Annotated in this window: 10 protein-coding genes; 5 read left to right on the top strand and 5 right to left on the bottom strand. The window is 74.3% G+C overall.

Annotated features, from left to right (window positions below; all coding sequences use genetic code 11):
* Positions 1-6 precede the first annotated feature (6 nt).
* The 3 genes from CAE01nite_RS09460 (at position 7) to CAE01nite_RS09450 (ending at position 5,135) form a co-directional block, all read left to right on the top strand.
* On the top strand, positions 7-2,328 hold the full coding sequence (locus tag CAE01nite_RS09460; RefSeq protein ID WP_146903248.1) for a glycosyl hydrolase family 95 catalytic domain-containing protein: 2,322 nt from the start codon (positions 7-9) through the stop codon (positions 2,326-2,328).
* A gap of 95 nt (positions 2,329-2,423) precedes the next feature.
* Positions 2,424-4,475, top strand: a complete 2,052-nt coding sequence (locus CAE01nite_RS09455; RefSeq protein WP_146903245.1) for a beta-galactosidase — start codon at positions 2,424-2,426, stop codon at positions 4,473-4,475.
* A gap of 87 nt (positions 4,476-4,562) precedes the next feature.
* Positions 4,563-5,135, top strand: a complete 573-nt coding sequence (locus tag CAE01nite_RS09450; protein WP_146903242.1) for an AAA family ATPase — start codon at positions 4,563-4,565, stop codon at positions 5,133-5,135.
* Here the strand turns inward: CAE01nite_RS09450 and CAE01nite_RS09445 are convergent.
* Positions 5,095-5,319: a hypothetical protein gene (locus CAE01nite_RS09445; RefSeq protein WP_146903238.1), complete on the bottom strand. Its 225-nt coding sequence runs from the start codon at positions 5,317-5,319 to the stop codon at positions 5,095-5,097. The genes CAE01nite_RS09450 and CAE01nite_RS09445 overlap by 41 nt on opposite strands.
* A gap of 296 nt (positions 5,320-5,615) precedes the next feature.
* On the opposite strand from CAE01nite_RS09445, the gene CAE01nite_RS09440 reads away from it, so the two are divergent.
* Positions 5,616-6,893, top strand: coding sequence for a sensor domain-containing phosphodiesterase (locus CAE01nite_RS09440; RefSeq protein WP_146903235.1), 1,278 nt, complete (start codon positions 5,616-5,618; stop codon positions 6,891-6,893).
* 83 nt (positions 6,894-6,976) lie between these two features.
* Here the strand turns inward: CAE01nite_RS09440 and CAE01nite_RS09435 are convergent, their stop codons facing one another.
* Positions 6,977-8,158: an amidohydrolase family protein gene (locus tag CAE01nite_RS09435; protein WP_146903232.1), complete on the bottom strand. Its 1,182-nt coding sequence runs from the start codon at positions 8,156-8,158 to the stop codon at positions 6,977-6,979.
* A 75-nt stretch (positions 8,159-8,233) separates the two neighbouring features.
* Complete coding sequence (locus CAE01nite_RS09430) at positions 8,234-9,028, bottom strand: PIG-L deacetylase family protein (RefSeq protein WP_246131120.1); 795 nt, start codon at positions 9,026-9,028, stop codon at positions 8,234-8,236.
* Between the two features lie 262 nt (positions 9,029-9,290).
* On the opposite strand from CAE01nite_RS09430, the gene CAE01nite_RS09425 reads away from it, so the two are divergent.
* The gene (locus tag CAE01nite_RS09425) at positions 9,291-14,219 is read left to right on the top strand and encodes an Ig-like domain repeat protein (protein ID WP_146903230.1); all 4,929 of its coding nucleotides are present in this window, start codon (positions 9,291-9,293) and stop codon (positions 14,217-14,219) included.
* 122 nt (positions 14,220-14,341) lie between these two features.
* On the opposite strand, the gene CAE01nite_RS09420 is transcribed toward CAE01nite_RS09425, so the two are convergent.
* Together CAE01nite_RS09420 and CAE01nite_RS09415 are read right to left on the bottom strand one after the other, a co-directional pair.
* The gene (locus CAE01nite_RS09420; RefSeq protein WP_146903227.1) at positions 14,342-16,876 is read right to left on the bottom strand and encodes an ABC transporter permease; all 2,535 of its coding nucleotides are present in this window, start codon (positions 16,874-16,876) and stop codon (positions 14,342-14,344) included.
* Positions 16,876-17,658 (bottom strand): ABC transporter ATP-binding protein, encoded by a 783-nt coding sequence (locus CAE01nite_RS09415; protein ID WP_146903224.1) that lies wholly within the window; start codon positions 17,656-17,658, stop codon positions 16,876-16,878. Before CAE01nite_RS09415 ends, CAE01nite_RS09420 begins: the two co-directional genes overlap by 1 nt.
* Positions 17,659-17,792 lie beyond the last annotated feature (134 nt).

The raw sequence follows: 17,792 nt of genomic DNA, 5'->3' as shown, positions 1-17,792 counted from the left end.
CGCGAGGTGACGGTGCTCGACCACGACGGACCGGCGACCCAGTGGCTGCACGCCCTGCCGCTGGGCAACGGCCGGCTCGGCGCGATGTGCTGGGGCGGGTCGCCGGCCCGGTTCGACCTCAACCATGAAGGGGTCTGGTCCGGTTCGCCGGCGAGCGAGGGCGCCTGGGCGGCACCGTCCGACGAGGAGGCGCGCGAGCTGCTGGCGCAGGCGCGCGAGGCGGCGACCTCCGGCCGGGGGCTCGAGGCGACCGAGCCGCTGCAGGCCCTGCAGCTGCCGTACGCCCAGGCGTTCGTGCCCCTGGCCACTCTCGAGGTCGCCACGCCGGACAGCGGCGCCGGACGTCGCTCGCTCGACCTGCGCACCGGGACGCACACCTGGACGGACGCCCGCGGACGGGCGCGCACCGTGGTGTCCGCCGTCGACGACGTGCTGCTGCACGTCGTCGACGGCGCGGCGCAGCAGACGCCGGCGGACCCTGTCGTGGTCTGGCTCACCTCGCCGTTGCGTGAGCTGCGCCGGCAGGAGGACCCCGAGGGGCTCGAGGTCTGGCTGCGCGCACCGTCCGACGTCGCGCCGGGTCACGAGCCGCGGCTTCCTGCTGTCACCTGGGGACCCGTGGCGGTCGAGGCGTGCGTCGTCGTCCGCTGGCGCCGGCTCCGGAGCCGGCACGGCGACCGGCTGGTGGTCGCCCTCGCCGTCGAGACGACGTACCGGGGACCGGGCGCTGACCTGGCCGGCACCGCGGCCGACGTGGCCGGACGGGCGCGGGACCGCGTCGCCCGGGTCCTGGCCCAGGAGCCGGACGACGTCATCCGCCGCCACCGGGCCGAGCACACGGCGCTGGTCGACCGGTGCGGTGTCGCACTCGGCGACGCCCACCTGCCAGGCCCTTCCCGGACGATCGAGGAGCGCCTGACCGCGGCCCGGGCCGACCCGCGGCGGGTCCTCGAGGTCGACCCCGGCCTCGCCGGGGCACTGCTCGACCACGCCCGCTACCTGCTGCTGTCCTCCTCGCGGAGCTGCCGGTTGCCCGCCAACCTGCAGGGCCTGTGGAACGCCGAGATGCAACCACCGTGGAGCTCGAGCTACACGCTCAACATCAACACGGAGATGAACTACTGGCCCGCCGAGGTCCTCGCCCTGCCCGAGACCGTCCGGCCTCTGGAGGATCTCGTCGTGGCGCTGGCATCGTCCGGCCGGACCACGGCCGACCGGCTCGGCGCCGCGGGGTGGGCCGCGCACCACAACAGCGACGCCTGGGCGTTCACCTCGTCCGTCGGCGCCGGGCACGGCGACCCGTCGTGGGCGTTCTGGCCGCTGGGAGGGCTGTGGCTGGCCCGCCACCTCGTCGAGCGGGTTCGCTTCGGCTCGGTCGACGACGACCACGCGCGCACGGTCGTCTGGCCGGTGCTGCGCGGCGCCGCGGAGTTCGCCCTCTCGTGGCTCGTCCGCCTGCCGGACGGCCGCCGGGGCACAGCCCCGTCCACCTCCCCGGAGAACACGTTCGTCGACACCGGCGGACGCACGGTCGCGGTGACCTGCTCCAGCGCGATGGATCGGGCCCTCGTGCGGGACGTGCTGCGCTCCGTCGTCGAGGTCGCACCGCGGATCGGGCCGGACGCCGCCAAACTCGCGGACCGTGCCGCCGGCGCCCTCCTGAACCTGCCGGCCGTGCTGGTCACCGCCGACGGTCGGGTGCAGGAGTGGGGCCGGGACGAGGTCGAGAGCGACCCGCACCACCGGCACGTGAGCCACCTGTACCCGCTGTTCCCCGGCGACGAGCCGCTGAGCGACACCGAGCTGGGGGCGATGGCGGCCACCCTCGACCGCCGCGGAGACGACTCGTCCGGCTGGTCGCTCGCGTGGAAGATCGCCCTGTGGGCGCGCTTGCACCGCCCCGACCGCGTCTCGGACCTCCTCGACCTGGTGTTCCGGGATGCGACCGGCGTGCAGGGGCAGTGGGCCGGTGGCCTGTACCGCAACCTGTTCGCGGCGCACCCGCCGTTCCAGGTCGACGGCAACCTCGGCTACGCGGCGGCGCTCGCGGAGTGCCTGCTGCAGAGCCACCGGGGACCGATCGAGCTGCTGCCGGCCCTCCCGGCCGAGCTCGCCTGCGGGTCCGCCCACGGCCTGGTCGCGCGGCCCGGCGTGCTGGTCGACCTCGAGTGGTCCGACGGCGAGCTGGTGCGGGCGGTGCTGCGGCCACGCTCGCCGGCCCAGGTGGGCCGGACGGTGCACGTCCGGTGGCAAGGGCGGGAGGTCGCGCGCCGCCTGACCGACGCGGCCACCGAGCTGGGGCCGGGCGACTTCGGGACGACGACCTGACACGACGTCCGACCGCGCCCACCGACCACGCCGACCGACCACGACGACCCGACCACGACGACCGAGACGCTGACCTGAGCACGACGAGGGGACCGATGACGACCGCCCACCTGACCCCCGACCCCGGACCGCCGGCCACGGCGCGTCCGAGCCTGGCCGACCTGACGGGCGAGCTGGGTCTGCTCTTCGGAGCGGACTACAACCCCGAGCAGTGGCCCCGTGAGGTGTGGGACGAGGACGTGGCCCTCATGCGGGCAGCCGGCGTGAACGTGGTGACCGTCGGCGTCTTCAGCTGGGCGCAGCTCGAGCCGCGTCCCGGGGAGCACACCTTCGGGTGGCTCGACGACGTGCTCGCGCTGCTGCACGCGAACGGGATCGCCGTCGACCTGGCGACGCCGACCGCGTCGCCCCCGCCCTGGCTCGGGGTGCGTCACCCCGAGACGAACGCGGTCCGGCCCGACGGTGTCCGGCTGAGCCACGGCTCGCGCAACCACTTCTGCCCGTCGTCGCCGGTCTACCGCCGGCACGCGCTGGCGATCGCCGGCGCCCTGGCCGAGCGCTACGCCGGCCACCCGGCGGTGCGGATGTGGCACGTCGGCAACGAGTTCGGGCAGGTCTGCTCGTGCGACCTGTGCGCCGCGGAGTTCCGGCGGTGGCTGGCCGCGCGGTACGGCGACCTCGTCGAGCTCAACCGCGCCTGGGGGACGGCGTTCTGGAGCCAGCGGTACGACGACTGGGCGGAGGTCCTGCCGCCCCGCGCCGCGCCGTACGTCCCCAACCCCAGCCACTCGGTGGACCACCGCCGCTTCGCCTCCGACCAGCTGCTGGCCCTGTTCACCGAGCAGCGGGACCTGCTGCGTGCGCTCGACCCGGGCACCCCGGTGACGACCAACTTCATGGGCTTCCACCAGCACACCGACTACGCGCGCTGGGCCCCGGAGGTCGACGTCGTCTCCGACGACACCTACGGCGACCCGGCGGACCCCGGGTCCCCCCTGCTGCAGGCACTGACCCACGACCTGGTCCGCGGGCTGGCCGGCGGGGAGCCCTGGCTGCTCATGGAGCAGGCGGCGGGCGCGGTGAACTGGCGCACCCACAACGTCCCGAAGTCGGCCGCGCGCATGCGGCTGGACTCGCTGCGCGCCGTCGCCCGCGGCGCCGACGGCTCATGCTTCTTCCAGTGGCGCCAGTCCGCGTTCGGCGCGGAGAGGTGGCACTCCGCACTCGTCCCCACCGCCGGCCCGGACACCCGGCTGCACCGCGCCGTCCGCGCCCACGGCCGCGAGCTCGCCGCACTGCGAGCCGTCGTCGGGGAGCGGGTGCCGGCGCGCACCGCTCTCGTCTTCGACTGGTCGAGCTGGTGGGCCGCCGAGGAGCCGGCACGACCGTCGGACCGGCTCGACGTCCTGGACCAGCTGCGCGCGTACTACCGGCCACTGTACGAGGCCGGGATCACGGCCGACGTCGTGCACCCCGGGGCCGACCTCTCGGGCTACGACCTCGTGATCGCGCCGCACCTGCACCTGGTCGACGACCAGGACGCGGCGAACCTGCGTGCCGTCGTCGAGCGCGGCGGCGTGCTCCTCGTCGGGCCGTGGTCCGGCGCCGTCGACGCCGACGGCCACCTGCGCACCGGACGGTTCCCGGTGCCCTTCGCCGACGTCGTGGGTGGAGCGGGGGAGGAGTACGTCCCCCTAGGGGACGCCGGCGTGCGCGTCCGGTCGTCGCTGTTCGAGGAGGTGACGGTGCACGACTGGGCCGAGCGGGTCCGGGCCGGTGGTGGCGAGGCGATGGCGACCGTCGTCGGCTCCGACCTGGACGGCTCGGCGGCCGTCGTCCGCAGGCGCCACCCGGCGGGCGGCCAGGGGTGGTACGTCAGTGCGAAGCTTCCGCCAGAGGCGCTCGCCGGGGTGATCGGCGCGTGCGTGGACGCCGCCGGGGTGCTGCCGGTGCTGCCCGGACCGTCTACGGACGGTGTGGAGATCATCAGGCGGGGGCCGGTCCTGTTCCTGCTCAACACCACGGACGCCGCTCGCACCGTCGACGTGGGCGGCACGTTCGACGACGTGCTGACGGGCGACCGCGTCGAAGGCGTCCTGCACCTGGCGCCCGAAGGTGCCGCGGCTCTGCGCGTGCCTGTGTCCTGAGCGAGAGGGGCAACGCCGCGTCGGCATCACGTGCGCGCCGCAAGGGGCTACCCACTGCGTCGGGACGCACGGCTAACGTCCGTCCGTGTGATCGTCTGGCTCAACGGAACCCACGGCGTCGGCAAGACGACGACGAGCGCTCTCGTGCAGCAGCTGATCCCGGACTCGCGAGTGCTCGACGCCGAGAAGGTCGGCGAGACGCTCATGGACATCACGCCGGGGCTGCCCGCGACCGACAACTTCCAGCACTGGCCGCCGTGGCGCCTCCTCGTCGTCGAGACCGCCCGCCGTGTACTCGACTACACCGGCGGGACGTTGGTGATGCCGATGACCGTGCTGGTCGAGCAGTACTGGCGTGAGATCAGCACGGGCCTGGCCGACCACGCCATACCGGTACGGCACTTCGTCCTCCATGCCGACCAGGCGACCCTGCGCGCACGGATCGCAGGCGACACACTCCTCGGCGCCGACTCGCCGTTCCGCCTCACGTACCTCCAGGCCTATGCCGAGGCGTCACGCGGCTGGCTGCACACGGAGGCGGAGGTCGTCGACACCACGAATCTGACCGCCGGCCAGGCCGCCCGGCGGATCGCGGATGCGGTGGACGAGGGCCCCGCGCTCACAGGCGGGAGCGCACCCGGTTCGCGCGGCGAACCTTGAGCACCAGCAGCAGGAGACCGATGAAGAGCACCAGCAGGCACACGTCCCGAGTGATCTCACCACCGCTTGCGCGGTCGACGACGGCGAACGCGACGTTGACGACGCCGATGATCACGAGCAGCACGTACAGCACGACGAAGACCATGTGGCCGAGCCAGGCCGGGTAGCTCTCCGCGCGCACCATGGCGCCGAGCCTAGGCCGCCATCAGCCGTCGGCGACCGGGGCTCTGTCCTCGATCGACGGCCGTACCCAGGCAGGCCCGATGCAGGGCCACATGGGCACATGGGCCACCGGGCCACCGGGCCACTGCGCCGGACGCGTCCCTGTCGCGGGAGGGCGCGACGGTCCGGTGGACGCGCTCACATGCAGCCGCGAGTGGCCGATGGGACTCCGACGCACGTACTCGCCGACCTGCTCGACTCGGCTCCGTCCACCTGCTCATCGCCGGTCCGCCCGCCGACGTCATCCTGGAGTCCTTCATGGGGTCATCCCCGCTGCACGAGCGCGACCGTCTGGCCGCTCTCGCCCAGACCCGGCTGCTGGACACCGGACCCGAGGCGGAGCTCGACGCGGTGGTCGCGCTCGCGGCTCACCTGCTCGCGACCCCGATGGCGTCGATGACGCTCGTCGACGACCACCGCCAGTGGTTCAAGGCCAAGATCGGTCTGACGCATGCGCAGGACCCGCGATCGGAGTCGCTGTGCGCCGTCGCCGTCGACCGGAACGAGCCGTTGGTGGTGCCCGATGCGCGTCTGGACCCCCGGTTCGCGCACATCCCGGCGGTGCGGCGCGGTGCGTTCGTCTCGTACGCCGGGGTACCGATCTCGGGGCGAGACGGTCTGCCCCTGGGCACGCTGTGCGTCCTGGACGTCGTGCCCCGCGCGTTCGACCCCGCGTGGCTGGAGGTGCTGCGGTCCCTGGCGCAGCTCCTCGGCGACCAGCTGGACCTGCGCCGGCTCGACGGGCAGCGAGGCATCGACTCGGGCACCGCCAGGCACGACACCCAGGAGCTCAGCCGGGCAGTCGCACGCGACCAGCTGCGGGTGCACTACCAGCCGATCGTCGACCTGCGCAGCGGTCGGGTCGACGCCGTCGAGGCGCTCGTGCGGTGGCAGCACCCGACCCGCGGGCTGCTGACACCCGACGCCTTCCTCCCTCTGGCCGAGGCGGCAGGCCTCGTCCACATCGTCGACCGCTGGGTGCTGCGCACCGCAGTGACGTCCGTCGCCAGGTGGCGGCGGCTCTCGCCGAGCCTGCGGGACCTGCGGGTGGCGGTGAACATCAGCGTCGGCCCCTTCCTCGACGAGGTGTGGGCCCACGAGGTGCAGGACGTCCTGACGGCCACCGGCCTGCCCCCGGCGGCCCTCACCGTCGAGGTCACCGAGCGGTCGCTGAGCAGCACCTCCCCGGAGTCGCTGGCGGCTCTGGAGGTCCTGATCCGGAGCGGGTGCCATGTGGCCATCGACGACCTGGGCACCGGGACGTCCTCGCTCGCGCTGCTCGCCGACATCCCGGCGACCGAGCTGAAGATCGACCGCTCCTTCGTCCAGTCGATGGCCACGGACCCACGACGAGCGGCCCTCGTCCGCGCCATGGCCTGCCTCGGGTCCGAGCTGGGCCTGGACGTCGTCGCCGAAGGGGTGGAGGACCGCCGGACCGCTGAGATGGTGACCGAGGTCGGCTGCACCCACGGGCAGGGCTACCTGTGGTCCGCCCCCCGGGACGTCAGCGGACTGCTCACCCTGCTGCTCCCCTGAGCAGCGCCGCTCGACGGACCGCAGCCGCGGTCGGCGCGCGTGGGAAGGGTCGCCGGTGCGCCCGCCGTCCGGTGCGCCCGGCGTCAGGGCTCCGGGGGCACGTGGCGGCCGCGGGAGACCACCAGGGCGACTGCGCGCAGGGCGTCCACGTCGAGCATGGGGTCGCCGGTCACGAGCAGCAGGTCGGCGTCGAGCCCGGCGCGCAGCCGGCCGGTGCGGTGCCCGAGTCCGCAGGCGTCCGCGGCCGCGCTGGTCGCCGACGCGAGTGCCGCTGACGGCGGTACGCCGCACTGCACGAGGTCGCTGACCGCGACCGGCATGACACCGTGCGGCTTGCCGGGGCTGATGCCCGAGTCGCCACCGCTGACCAGCGTGACACCGGCTCGGTGCAGCTCGGCCACCTGGGCCAGGCGCGCCTCCCAGGTCATGCCGGTGCGCGCCATCACGGCGAGGACCTGCGGCGGCGGTGGTGCGTCGAGGTTCCGGCCGAGCGTGGGGCACACGGCGATCCCCGCTGCGGCGATGCGCTCGGCCAGCTGTGGTGGCGTACGGAAGCCCGCGGCGGTGAAGCAGGAGCAGTGCTCGATGCCGTCGACGCCGGCGTCGACGACCTGCTCGACAGCCGCGAGCGCGTGCGCGTGCGCGGTGACGGGAAGGCCCCACCGGTGCGCCTCGTCGCATGCTGCCCGCAGCTCCTCGGAGGTGAACTGGCAGGCCAGCACGTCGGTCGTCGTGGTCATCGCTCCGCCGCTGGCCATGACCTTGACCACGTCGGCGCCGCGCTCGTAGCGCTCGCGCACCGCTCGGCGGACCGCGTCCACGCCGGACACCTCACCGCCCATGAACCAGCAGTGACCCTGCACGGACGTCAGCGGCGGCCCGGACGCGACCACGGTCGGGCCGGAGCCCTCGCGGTGCCGGTCGACCACCGCCCACCGCGCGTCACCGAGGTCGCGCACGGCCGTGACACCGGCGGCCAGCTGGTGGGCACCAGCGGTCCTGATCGTGGCGTCCAGCTGGTCGTCGGAGAGCTCGGGCAGCTGGTCGAGGGCACGAGGGCCGCTGTCGCCGCACAGGTGGGCGTGCGCGTCGACGAGTCCGGGCAGCAGCGTGGTGCCCGGGAGGGAGGTGACCGGGCAACCGTCCGGCACTGCGGCGGCGGCAGGCTCCACCCCGACGATCCGGCCGTCCTCGACGAGGACGAGCGCACCGCCGGGCAGGCGGCGCTCGCCGTCGTACGCGGCGTCGGCACGATAGGCGTGCACCGGCCCTCCCCGTGTTCCTCGACGGTGTGGCGGTCACCGGCCCCGACGTCTGCCTCCGACGCGGGGCCACGTCGGTCAGCCGTCGTCGAGGCCCTCGAAGACGTCCGTGAGCACCGGCGTGCCGACGGCGCGCGGCGGCCACGCGACGACGTGCGTCTCGCGCGAGTTGCCGGCGGTGAAGACGGTGTCGTCCACGGGATGGGCGAACAGCACGTGCATCTGGCTGCGGTGCTGCTGGATGCCCGCGAAGACGCGGTCGGCGACCTTCCGGGTCGGGACCTTGACCCCGATGTGCTCGTCCGGCGTGCCGCGCAGGTGGTAGAGCCGGTCCGGCTCCCACTGCGGCAGCCCCTGCTCGTGCAGCCACGCCTGGTGCTTGCGGAAGTACGTCTCGGCGAAGCCCGCGTGCAGCAGGCGCCTGAGGCCGGGCCCGCCGTCACGTCGGACGGCATGGAAGGCCGTGTCGGTCGCCCGGCCGATGGTGATGTGGTCCGGATGGCCCGTCATGCCGTGCGGGCCGAACGTGCACACCACGTCGGGCCGCTCGTCGTCGAGCAGCCTGGCGACGTGGGCCACCACCTCGCCGAACGGCGCCCGCGACAGCTCCCCGTCGGGGTAGCCCAGCCAGTCGTGGCGGTCCGGGACGTAGCCCACAGCAGCCCACGCCAGCTCGTCCTCGCGGCGGCGGTGTGCTCCCAGGCCCTCAGGACCCACATCGACGCCCGGGGCGATCTGGCCGGCGTCGCCGTCGGTCGCGTGCAGCACCGCGAGCCGGAACCCGGGGTCGTCCCGGTGCAGGGCCACGGTCCCGTAGACCTGGAACGTCTCGTCGTCCGGGTGCGCCACGCACACCGCCAGACGCCGGCTCACCGGCCCTCACCAGCGACGCCCGCCACGTCGGCCCCCTCTGCGCGACCCACCCGGCCGTGGTCGGGCCCGAGCAGCGACGAGCGTTCCACCTCCACGTGCCATCCGTCGAGCCCCCCGGGTCAGGGGCGGTCCTCACATCGGCCCGACGACGGTCGATGGCGGGGACGTGCCTGTCAGCGCGCGGAGATCGTCGCGGGGGAGCACAGCCACGGCCGGAGCCGCACCCGCACCGGCCGTCACCCGTCGAGAGAGAGCCCGCGTCATGCCCGCACAGCGGAACCGCTTCGCCAGTCAGCTGCTCCGCCGTGCGGGAGCCGTCGCCGCCGCGCTGGGGCTGATGACGAGCACCGTCCTGATCACCGCCCCGGTCGCCGGGGCGGCAGGCGCGGCCCTGAGCCCGCTGGCCGGGGAGACCTTCACCGGGCCGACGACGTCGTCACCGGACTGGCAGGTCGTCCGCGCCGGTTCGAGCACCGCGGCCTGCCTGACGGCCGGCACGACGACCGCGGGGCTGCCGATCGGCGGCTGCTCGTCCACGGCGATCGACCCGGCCGGGTCGGGCGTCCTGCGGTTGACGACCAACGCGACCGGGCAGGTCGGGACCGTCTACAACGCGACCAGCATCCCGGCGAGCAAGGGGATCGACGTCACGTTCAACACCCACCAGTACAACGGGAACGGCGCCGACGGCATCGCCCTGGTCCTGGCCGCCACCGACCCGACGAATCCCCGGCCGCCGGCGGTCACCGGACCGGCCGGTGGCTCCCTCGGCTACAGCGCCATCGGCAACACCCAGGCGGGTGTCAGCTACGGGTACCTCGGCATCGGGATCGACGTCTTCGGCAACTACCGCAACTCGGCGTTCGGCGGCCCCCTCTGCCCCGCGAGCTCGGCCTCGCCGCAGAACGTCACCGTCCGCGGCCCCGGCAACGGCAACAACGGCTACTGCATCGTGGGCACCGCGTCGTCCGCCGGTCGTCTGGACCGGCTCGCGGCCGGCCCGCGGCCGGTCCCGGTCCCGGTCCAGGTCGCCCTCAACCCCGATACGGTGGCCGCGACCACGGCCTCCGGGCTCACCGTGCCGGCGTCGAGCTGGCTGGTCTCGTGGGTCTCCTACGGCGCTGCGCGCCAGACGCTCACCGGCGCACTGCCGAAGGCGTCGACGCTGAGCGCGCTGGGCTTCCCCGCGTCGTACATCAACCCGACGACGGGTCTTCCGTACCAGCTGACCTTCGGGTGGTCGGCGTCCACCGGCGGGTCGACCGAGATCCACGAGATCAGCAGGCTGTCGGCCACGACGCTGACCGGACAGCTGCCGGCGTACGACCTGGCGATGGGGGACGACCAGGGCGGTCGGTTCCTCACCGGCGGCAGCGCCGTGGTGTCGGTGACCCCGTCGCTCGACCCGCTCCAGGCGGCCGAGCACGAGGCCGCCACGGTGACCACCACGTTCCCGAGCGGTCTGACCCCCCGCAACCCCGCCTCCGGCGACTACGCGTGCACCACGACCGGTCAGGTCGTGACCTGCCGCCACACACCGGCCCAGGCGATCCTGCCGGGTGCGTCGCTCCCGACGCTCGCCATCCCGGTCGCCGTGACCGCGGCCGCCGGCAGCACCCCGACCGTCACCGCCAAGGTGTCCTCCGTCGACGCCAGCCCGCAGACCGCCAGCCGGACCGTCGCGATCGATGCCGTGACCGCCTCGGCGACGCCGACGTCCGTCGGCTACGGGTCGTCGGCCACGCTCGCCACGGCTGGCCTCCCTCCGGAGGCCACCGGCACCGTCACCTTCCGCTCGGGCGACGAGGTGCTGTGCGTGGCGACCCTGCCCGCCACCAGCTGCTCCTCCCCGACGACACTCCTGCCGGGCGACTACCCGGTCCGGGCGGAGTACTCCGGTGACAGCTCGTTCCCGGCGGTGACGGCGAGGACGTCCTTCGCCGTGTCCCGCGCGCCGGCCGTCCTCACCGCCACCGCGACAGCCGGCGAGGTCCCCTACGGGAGCGCCAACACCCTCACGGCCTCGGTCGCGCCCGCCGGCGCCACCGGACCGGTCAGCTTCGCCACCGCGGACGGCACCGTGCTGTGCACCGTCGAGGACCTCGGGTCCGCGTCCGGATGCACCACCGACACGTCCCTCGACGTGGGCGGCGTCACCGTCACCGCCGCCTACGCCGGTGACAGCCGTTTCGCCGGCGCCGTCTCCACCCCGTTCACCTTCACCGTGACCCAGGCCGCCGCACCCTTCGCGGCGGCGGCAGCGGCTGCCACCTCGTCCTACGGGACGGCGAACACGCTCTCGTTCTCCGGCCTGCCGGCCGGAGCGACCGGGTCGGTGACCTTCGCCGGTGGCGGGACGGTGCTGTGCACGGTCGCCGACGTGACCGCCTCGGCGGGATGCTCGACACCCTCCGACCTCGCCACGGGCCGGTACCCGGTCGTCGCCACCTACTCCGGTGACCGGCACTTCGCGTCCTCGACGGCCGAGACCCTCTTCCGGGTGGAGCCGGCCGGGACGGCGCTGGTCGCCGCGGTCAGCGACCCGACGGTGCCGTTCGGGTCGGCCACGACCCTCAGCTTCTCCGGGATCCCGGCCGGTGCCGGCGGCACCGTGGTCTTCAGCTCCGGCGAGACCGTGCTGTGCCAGATCACCGACCTGTCCACGACGAGCTGCGTGTCACCGGTCGCCCTGGAGGCCGGGACCTACCCGGTGACGGCGACGTACTCGGGCGACGCCAACCTCCACGGGTCCAGCGCCACGACGGCGTTCACGGTGAGCCCGGCCGGCGTCCCCGACTTCGCGGCCGGCGTCTCCGACCCCGCGCCGTCCTACGGCTCGCCGGTCACGATGTCGTTCTCCGGCCTGCCGGACGGCGCGACCGGCACCGTCACCTTCCTCTCGGGCGACCTCGAGCTGTGCACGGTCGCCGACGTCACCACCGGGTCGGGGTGCGCCGCTCCGGCGGACCTGGGAGCCGGACCCCGCCCGGTGGCGGTCAGGTACTCCGGGGACCGGAACTTCGTCCCGGCGACCACCAGCACCACGTTCACCGTGCAGCGCGCGGCCACCGGGCTGACGGCCGCGGTGTCCTCCGGCACCACCCCCTTCGGTACCCCCGTGACCCTGTCCTGGGCCGGGCTGCCGGCCGGCGCCACGGGATCGGTGACGTTCACCGCCGGGGACGACGTGCTCTGCACCGTCGGCGACGTCACCGCGGCGAGCAGCTGCGCGGCCCCTGCCGAGCTGGCCGTGGGCCGGTACGCGGTGACCGCGACCTACAGCGGTGACGACAACCACCTCGGCTCCACGAGCCGGACCGAGTTCAGGGTGGTCCCGGTCGAGAGCCCCGACTTCACCATCGCCGCGACCCCGGCCTCGACACCGTTCGGCACGTCCACGGTGCTGTCCTTCGTCGGGCTCGCACGCGGTGCCACGGGGACCGTGACGTTCTCGTCCGGCGGGGCGGCCCTGTGCACCGTCGACGTCGCGACGCAGGCGAGCTGCCTGCCCGGTACGGGCCTGCCGGTCGGTCAGCACGAGGTCACGGCGACGTACTCCGGCGACGCCGATCGCGCGCCGGCCACGGCCGAGGGCCGGTTCGCGGTCGTCAAGGCCGACGTCTCGCCCGTGGTGTCGCTCGGGCAGCCGACGGTGACCTACGGTCACCCCGCCGTGCTGTCGGTCGCCGGGCTGCCGACGGGAGCCACCGGCACCGCGACGTTCGCCGTGGGGGACCGCACGCCCTGCACCGTCGACCTGGCCGAGGCGACGAGCTGCCTGACGCCGGCCGACCTGCCCGCGGGCGAGCACCCGGTGACGGTCACCTACTCCGGCGACGACCGGTACACCAGCTCGACCAGCACGGCCGTGACCCTGACGATCGTGCCCGCGTCGACGTCGATCACCGTCCAGGTCTCGGACGCCGCGCCCGGCTACCTGCAGGGCACCACGCTGTCGCTCGGGCAGCTGCCGACGGGCCTCACCGGCGGCAAGGCGACCTTCACCTCCGGCGACACCGCGCTGTGCGAGATCCCGGACGTGACCGTCCCGGGCGCGTCCTGCGAGGTGCCGAAGGACCTGCCGGCCGGCGGCTACCCCGTGACCGCGGTGTACGCCGGGGACGCCAACCACCTCGGGTCCACGGCGACCGGCAGCTTCGCCGTCCAGCCGCTCCCCACCGCCGTCGCGGTGGCCGTCCCCGACGTGGTGTTCGGGACCGCCGCGGTGCCGTCGATCACCGGTCTGCCGGCCACCGCCACGGGGAGCGTGGCGCTGTCCGACGCCACCTCGACGTTGTGCACCCTCGACGTCACCACCGGCACGGGCTGCGAGGCGGTCGACGGACTGGCCGCCGGCACCCGCACCGTCACCGCGGTCTACGGCGGCGACCGCAACCACCTCGGGTCCTCGGCCACCGCCACGTTCGCGGTGACGCGGCAGCCGACCACCTTCTCCGTGACCGTGCCCGACGTGACGTACCCGGCCGTCGTGGTGCCGGTCCTGGCCGGTCTGCCGGTCGGCGCGAGCGGGACCGTCACGCTGACCGCCGGGGACACCACGCTGTGCGAGCTGCAGGTGCCGGCCGGCACCGGCTGCGAGACGCCGACCGTCGTCCTGCCCGGGAGCCACACCGTCCGGGCCGCCTACTCCGGCGACGCCGACCATGCGGCGTCGGAGGCCGTGACGACGTTCGACGTCATCCGGGCGACCACCGAGGTCGTCGGCACGACCGGCGGTCCGCTCCCGGCGGGCACGACCACCGTGCTGACCGCCGGCGAGCTGCCGGCCGACGCCACCGGCACGGTCAGCTTCGTCGCGAACGGTGTCGTGCTCTGCACGGTCGAGCTCGAGGTGGCTCGCTCGTGCGAGGTGCCGGGCGACCTGCCGCCGGGGGAGTACGCCGTCCAGGTCCTGTATGCCGGCGACTCGAGGTACGCGCCGTCGGCGTCCACGGTGACCCTGACCGTGGCGGACGCCGAGCCGGCGGCGCGGACCGACGTGGTCACCCCGGCGTGGACCGCCGGACCGACCACCCGCGGCCCCGCACCGCAGCCGCACCCCGCGCGCACGTCCCTGGCCGACACGGGGGCGTCCGTGGCCGCGTGGTCGGGCCTCGGCGCGGCGCTCATCGCCGTCGGCGGGATGCTGCTGCTCGGTGCACGACGCCGGCAGAGGACGGCACCGCGCTGACCCGTGGGACCCGGACCCTGCTCGCGGTTCCCGGGGTCCCGTCGTCCCACCTGTGGGCGGTGACCGTGGCCGACACGGCACCGCCCACAGGCGGTCGGTCGACGGGCCCGTGGGCGGGACACCTAGTCGGTGGTGATCGCCCGCAGCACGTCGATGCGCGTCGCTCGCCACGCCGGCAGGACGGCCGCCAGCACCCCGACGACGGCGGAACCGACGAGCACCACGACGACCGTGGGCCACGGCACCGACAGGACCTCCAGGCCGTCGTCGACGAGCTCCTGCTGCAGGGCGACGCCGAAGGCGAGACCGAGGGTCACCCCGAGGAGCGCGCCGAAGACCGTGGTGGCCACGGACTCGATCGTCATGGTGCGGCGCAGTTGCGGCCGGGTCAGCCCGATGGCCCGCAGCAGCCCGATCTCGCGGGTGCGCTCGACGACCGAGAGCGCCAGGGTGTTGACCACCCCGAGGGTGGCGATGACGAGACTCAGCCCCAGCAGGGCGTACAGCAGCCCGAGCACGGTGTTGATCTGGGCGGTCTGCTCCCCGGTGAACTCCCCGGCGTCGAGCACCGACAGGGTGAGGTACTGCGCGGCGACGTCGGTCACCCGCTCGCGCACCTCCGCGACGTCGCTGCCGTCGGCGACGTCGACCACGACGTACTGCACGCCGCCGGACCCGTCACGGCTCTGCAGGTCGGCCGTCCCGGCCGCGTAGACGTCCGCCGAGACCAGCACGTCCGACCCGATGATCTGGGAGTCCTCGTGGACGGCGAGCACCTCCCGGTCGGCGCTCTCGCCGGTCCCGACCTGGACCAGAACGCTGTCACCGACGTCCGCACCGACCTCCTCGGCCGCCGACTCGCTCAGCCACACGCCCTCCCCGAGCTCGTCGAGGGACCCCTCGAGCGCGGTGAGGGTGACCAGGTCGGGCAGGGTCCCGGGGTCGACCGTCATCGCCAGTGCGTCGTCGCCGTCGAGCTCCGCGGGCGTGAACGGCAGCGCCAGCACCGCGGCGACGCCGTCCACCCGCGCCACCTGGTCGGCCACGCCGACCGGGATCGTCGGCGGGCCGCCGTCGCTCACCACGAGCTCGCCCTCCAGCTCGTTCTCGACGATGTCGGCGACCGACGCGGTCGCGGAGCTGGACAGCACCGAGACCGCGCCGACCAGTGCCACGCCGACCATCAACGCGCTGGCGGTGGCGGCGGTGCGCCGCGGGTTGCGCAGGGCGTTGCGCTGGGCGAGCCGGCCGACGGCGGTGCGCGCGAGCGGTGCGGTGAGCAGCCACACGACGGGCTTGGACACCGCGGGGCTCGCGATCGCGATGCCGAGGAAGACCGCCGCGACGCCGGTGCCGAGGACGGGCAGCGCGTTCTCGGTGATGCGGTCCGTGAGGACCAGTGCCATGGCGGCGGCGCCCCCCGCGGCGAGCCCGAGCCCGGCAGCGGCTCGCGTCCGGACCGTCGTGCTCGGCAGTGCCTGGTCGTCTCGCATCGCGGCCACCGGCGCGGTGGCCGAGGCGCGCCGCGCGGGCAGCACCGCGGCGACGGCGGTGACGACGACCCCCACCACGAACGTCGCGACGACCGTCCGCGGCTGGACCGGCAGCCCGTCGAGCTGTAGGCCGAACAGGGAGGCGACGAGGGCCTGCAGCGCCGCCGCGAGACCGACGCCGAGGCCGAGACCCGCGGCGGCGCCGGCCAGCCCGACGAGCACCGCCTCGGCGAGCACCGACCGCACGACCTGCCCCCGCGAGGCGCCGACGGCTCGGAGCAGCGCGAGCTCGCGGGTGCGCTGCGCGACCAGCATGGTGAAGGTGTTGAAGATGATGAACGCGCCGACGAACAGGGCGACGCCGGCGAAGACGAGCAGGAACGTCGTGACGAAGCCGAGGGCCTCCTGCAGCGTCCTCTGCGTCTCGTCGGCCTGCTGCTGACCGGTGATCACCTCCGCGCCGTCCGGGACGAGCGGCGCCACCGTGGCGACGACCTCCTCCTGCGTGGACCCCTCGACGCCGGTGACCAGGATGCTCTGCACCACGCCCGTGGGTGCGAACTGCTCGCGAGCCAGCGCCGCCTCGACGAACACGACCGTCGCCCCGGCGGTGGGCAGGTCGTTCGTGGCCTCGCCCACGATCGTCACGTCGGACGGCGTGCCGTTGACGATGACGACCGTCTCGTCGCCGACGGCGAGCCCGGAGCGCTCCAGCGTGGTCTCCTCCACGACCACCTCGTCGGCGGCCTCGACGCCGCGGCCGTCGAGCAGGCGCACGGCGGGGTCGTCCGGGTCCCAGGCGAAACCCTGCGACGGCGCCCCACCGCTGCGGACGGCCGTGCCGTCGGCACCCTGGAGCAGGGCGCTGCCGGTGAGCTGCGGCACCGCACGGTCGACCCCGTCGAGCCCCTCGATGTCCTCAGCGAGACCGATCTCGAGGCCGGGCAGCTCCGGTCCGGCCGCCTCGTCGTCGTCGTCTTGGGGGAGTCGTACCACCGCGTCCGTGGACTCCGCCGTGGAGAAGATCGCGGAGAACGTGCGGTCGAGGGAGTCGGTGAGGACGAAGGAGCCGGCGACGAACGCCGTGCCGAGCGTCACCGCCAGGCAGGTGAGGAGCAGGCGGACCAGGTGACCCCGCACGCCGGCGAGGGTGACCTTCCACATCACAGGTCCCCGAGGGTCTTCATGCGGTCGAGGACCCGCTCGGCGGTGGGGCGCCGCATCTCGTCGACGAGGCGGCCGTCGGCGCAGAACACCACGCGGTCCGCGTAGGCCGCCGCCGACGGCTCGTGCGTCACCATGACGATCGACTGGCCGAACTCGTCGACGCTGCGGCGCAGGAACCCGAGCACCTCGGCCGACGAGCGCGAGTCGAGGTTGCCCGTCGGCTCGTCGGCGAAGACGATCGCCGGCCGACCGATGAGGGCCCGAGCGGCGGCGACGCGCTGCTGCTGCCCGCCGGAGAGCTGGTTCGGCCGGTGCCCGAGCCGCGGGCCGAGGCCGAGGATGTCGACGACGGTGTCGTACCAGCCGACGTCCGCCTTCCGCCCGGCGATGTCCAGGGGCAGGGTGATGTTCTCGGCGGCGCTGAGCGTGGGGACGAGGTTGAACGACTGGAAGACGAACCCGATCCGGTCGCGGCGCAGCCGGGTGAGCGCGGCGTCCTTGAGGGTCGACACGTCGACGCCGTCCACCACGACGGTCCCCGACGTCGGGGTGTCGAGGGCCGCCATGCAGTGCATGAGGGTCGACTTGCCCGAGCCGGACGGGCCCATGATCGCGGTGAACTCCCCACGCGTGAAGTCGACGTCGACCCCGGCGAGGGCGTGGACGGCCGCGTCACCGGACCCGTACACCTTCGTCAGCGCGCGAGCGGAGGCGACCGGCGTGGCGTCGGCCGCGTGCCGTCCGGTGACGGTGGCGGTCCGGCTGCTGGTGTCGCTCACGATGTGGTCCGTCTCCTCAGGGGGTGCGGCCGGTCACGTCACGACCGCCGGATGGTCGACCGCGCACAGCCAACCACCCGCGCGTCAGCCGGCTCCATCGGTGAACCCCCTGGTCGTCGCGATGGTTCCCGCCG

Source organism: Cellulomonas aerilata, assembly GCF_007991755.1.
GTDB lineage: Bacteria > Actinomycetota > Actinomycetes > Actinomycetales > Cellulomonadaceae > Pengzhenrongella > Pengzhenrongella aerilata.
This window is presented reverse-complemented; position numbering and strand designations above follow the sequence as displayed.

Coding starts and splice junctions, on each gene's coding strand:
- CAE01nite_RS09445 (WP_146903238.1), bottom strand. CDS start 5,319: ATGGTGCGCGCGGAGAGCTACCCGGCCTGGCTCGGCCACATGGTCTTC.
- CAE01nite_RS09440 (WP_146903235.1), top strand. CDS start 5,616: ATGGGGTCATCCCCGCTGCACGAGCGCGACCGTCTGGCCGCTCTCGCC.
- CAE01nite_RS09455 (WP_146903245.1), top strand. CDS start 2,424: ATGACGACCGCCCACCTGACCCCCGACCCCGGACCGCCGGCCACGGCG.
- CAE01nite_RS09420 (WP_146903227.1), bottom strand. CDS start 16,876: ATGTGGAAGGTCACCCTCGCCGGCGTGCGGGGTCACCTGGTCCGCCTG.
- CAE01nite_RS09425 (WP_146903230.1), top strand. CDS start 9,291: ATGCCCGCACAGCGGAACCGCTTCGCCAGTCAGCTGCTCCGCCGTGCG.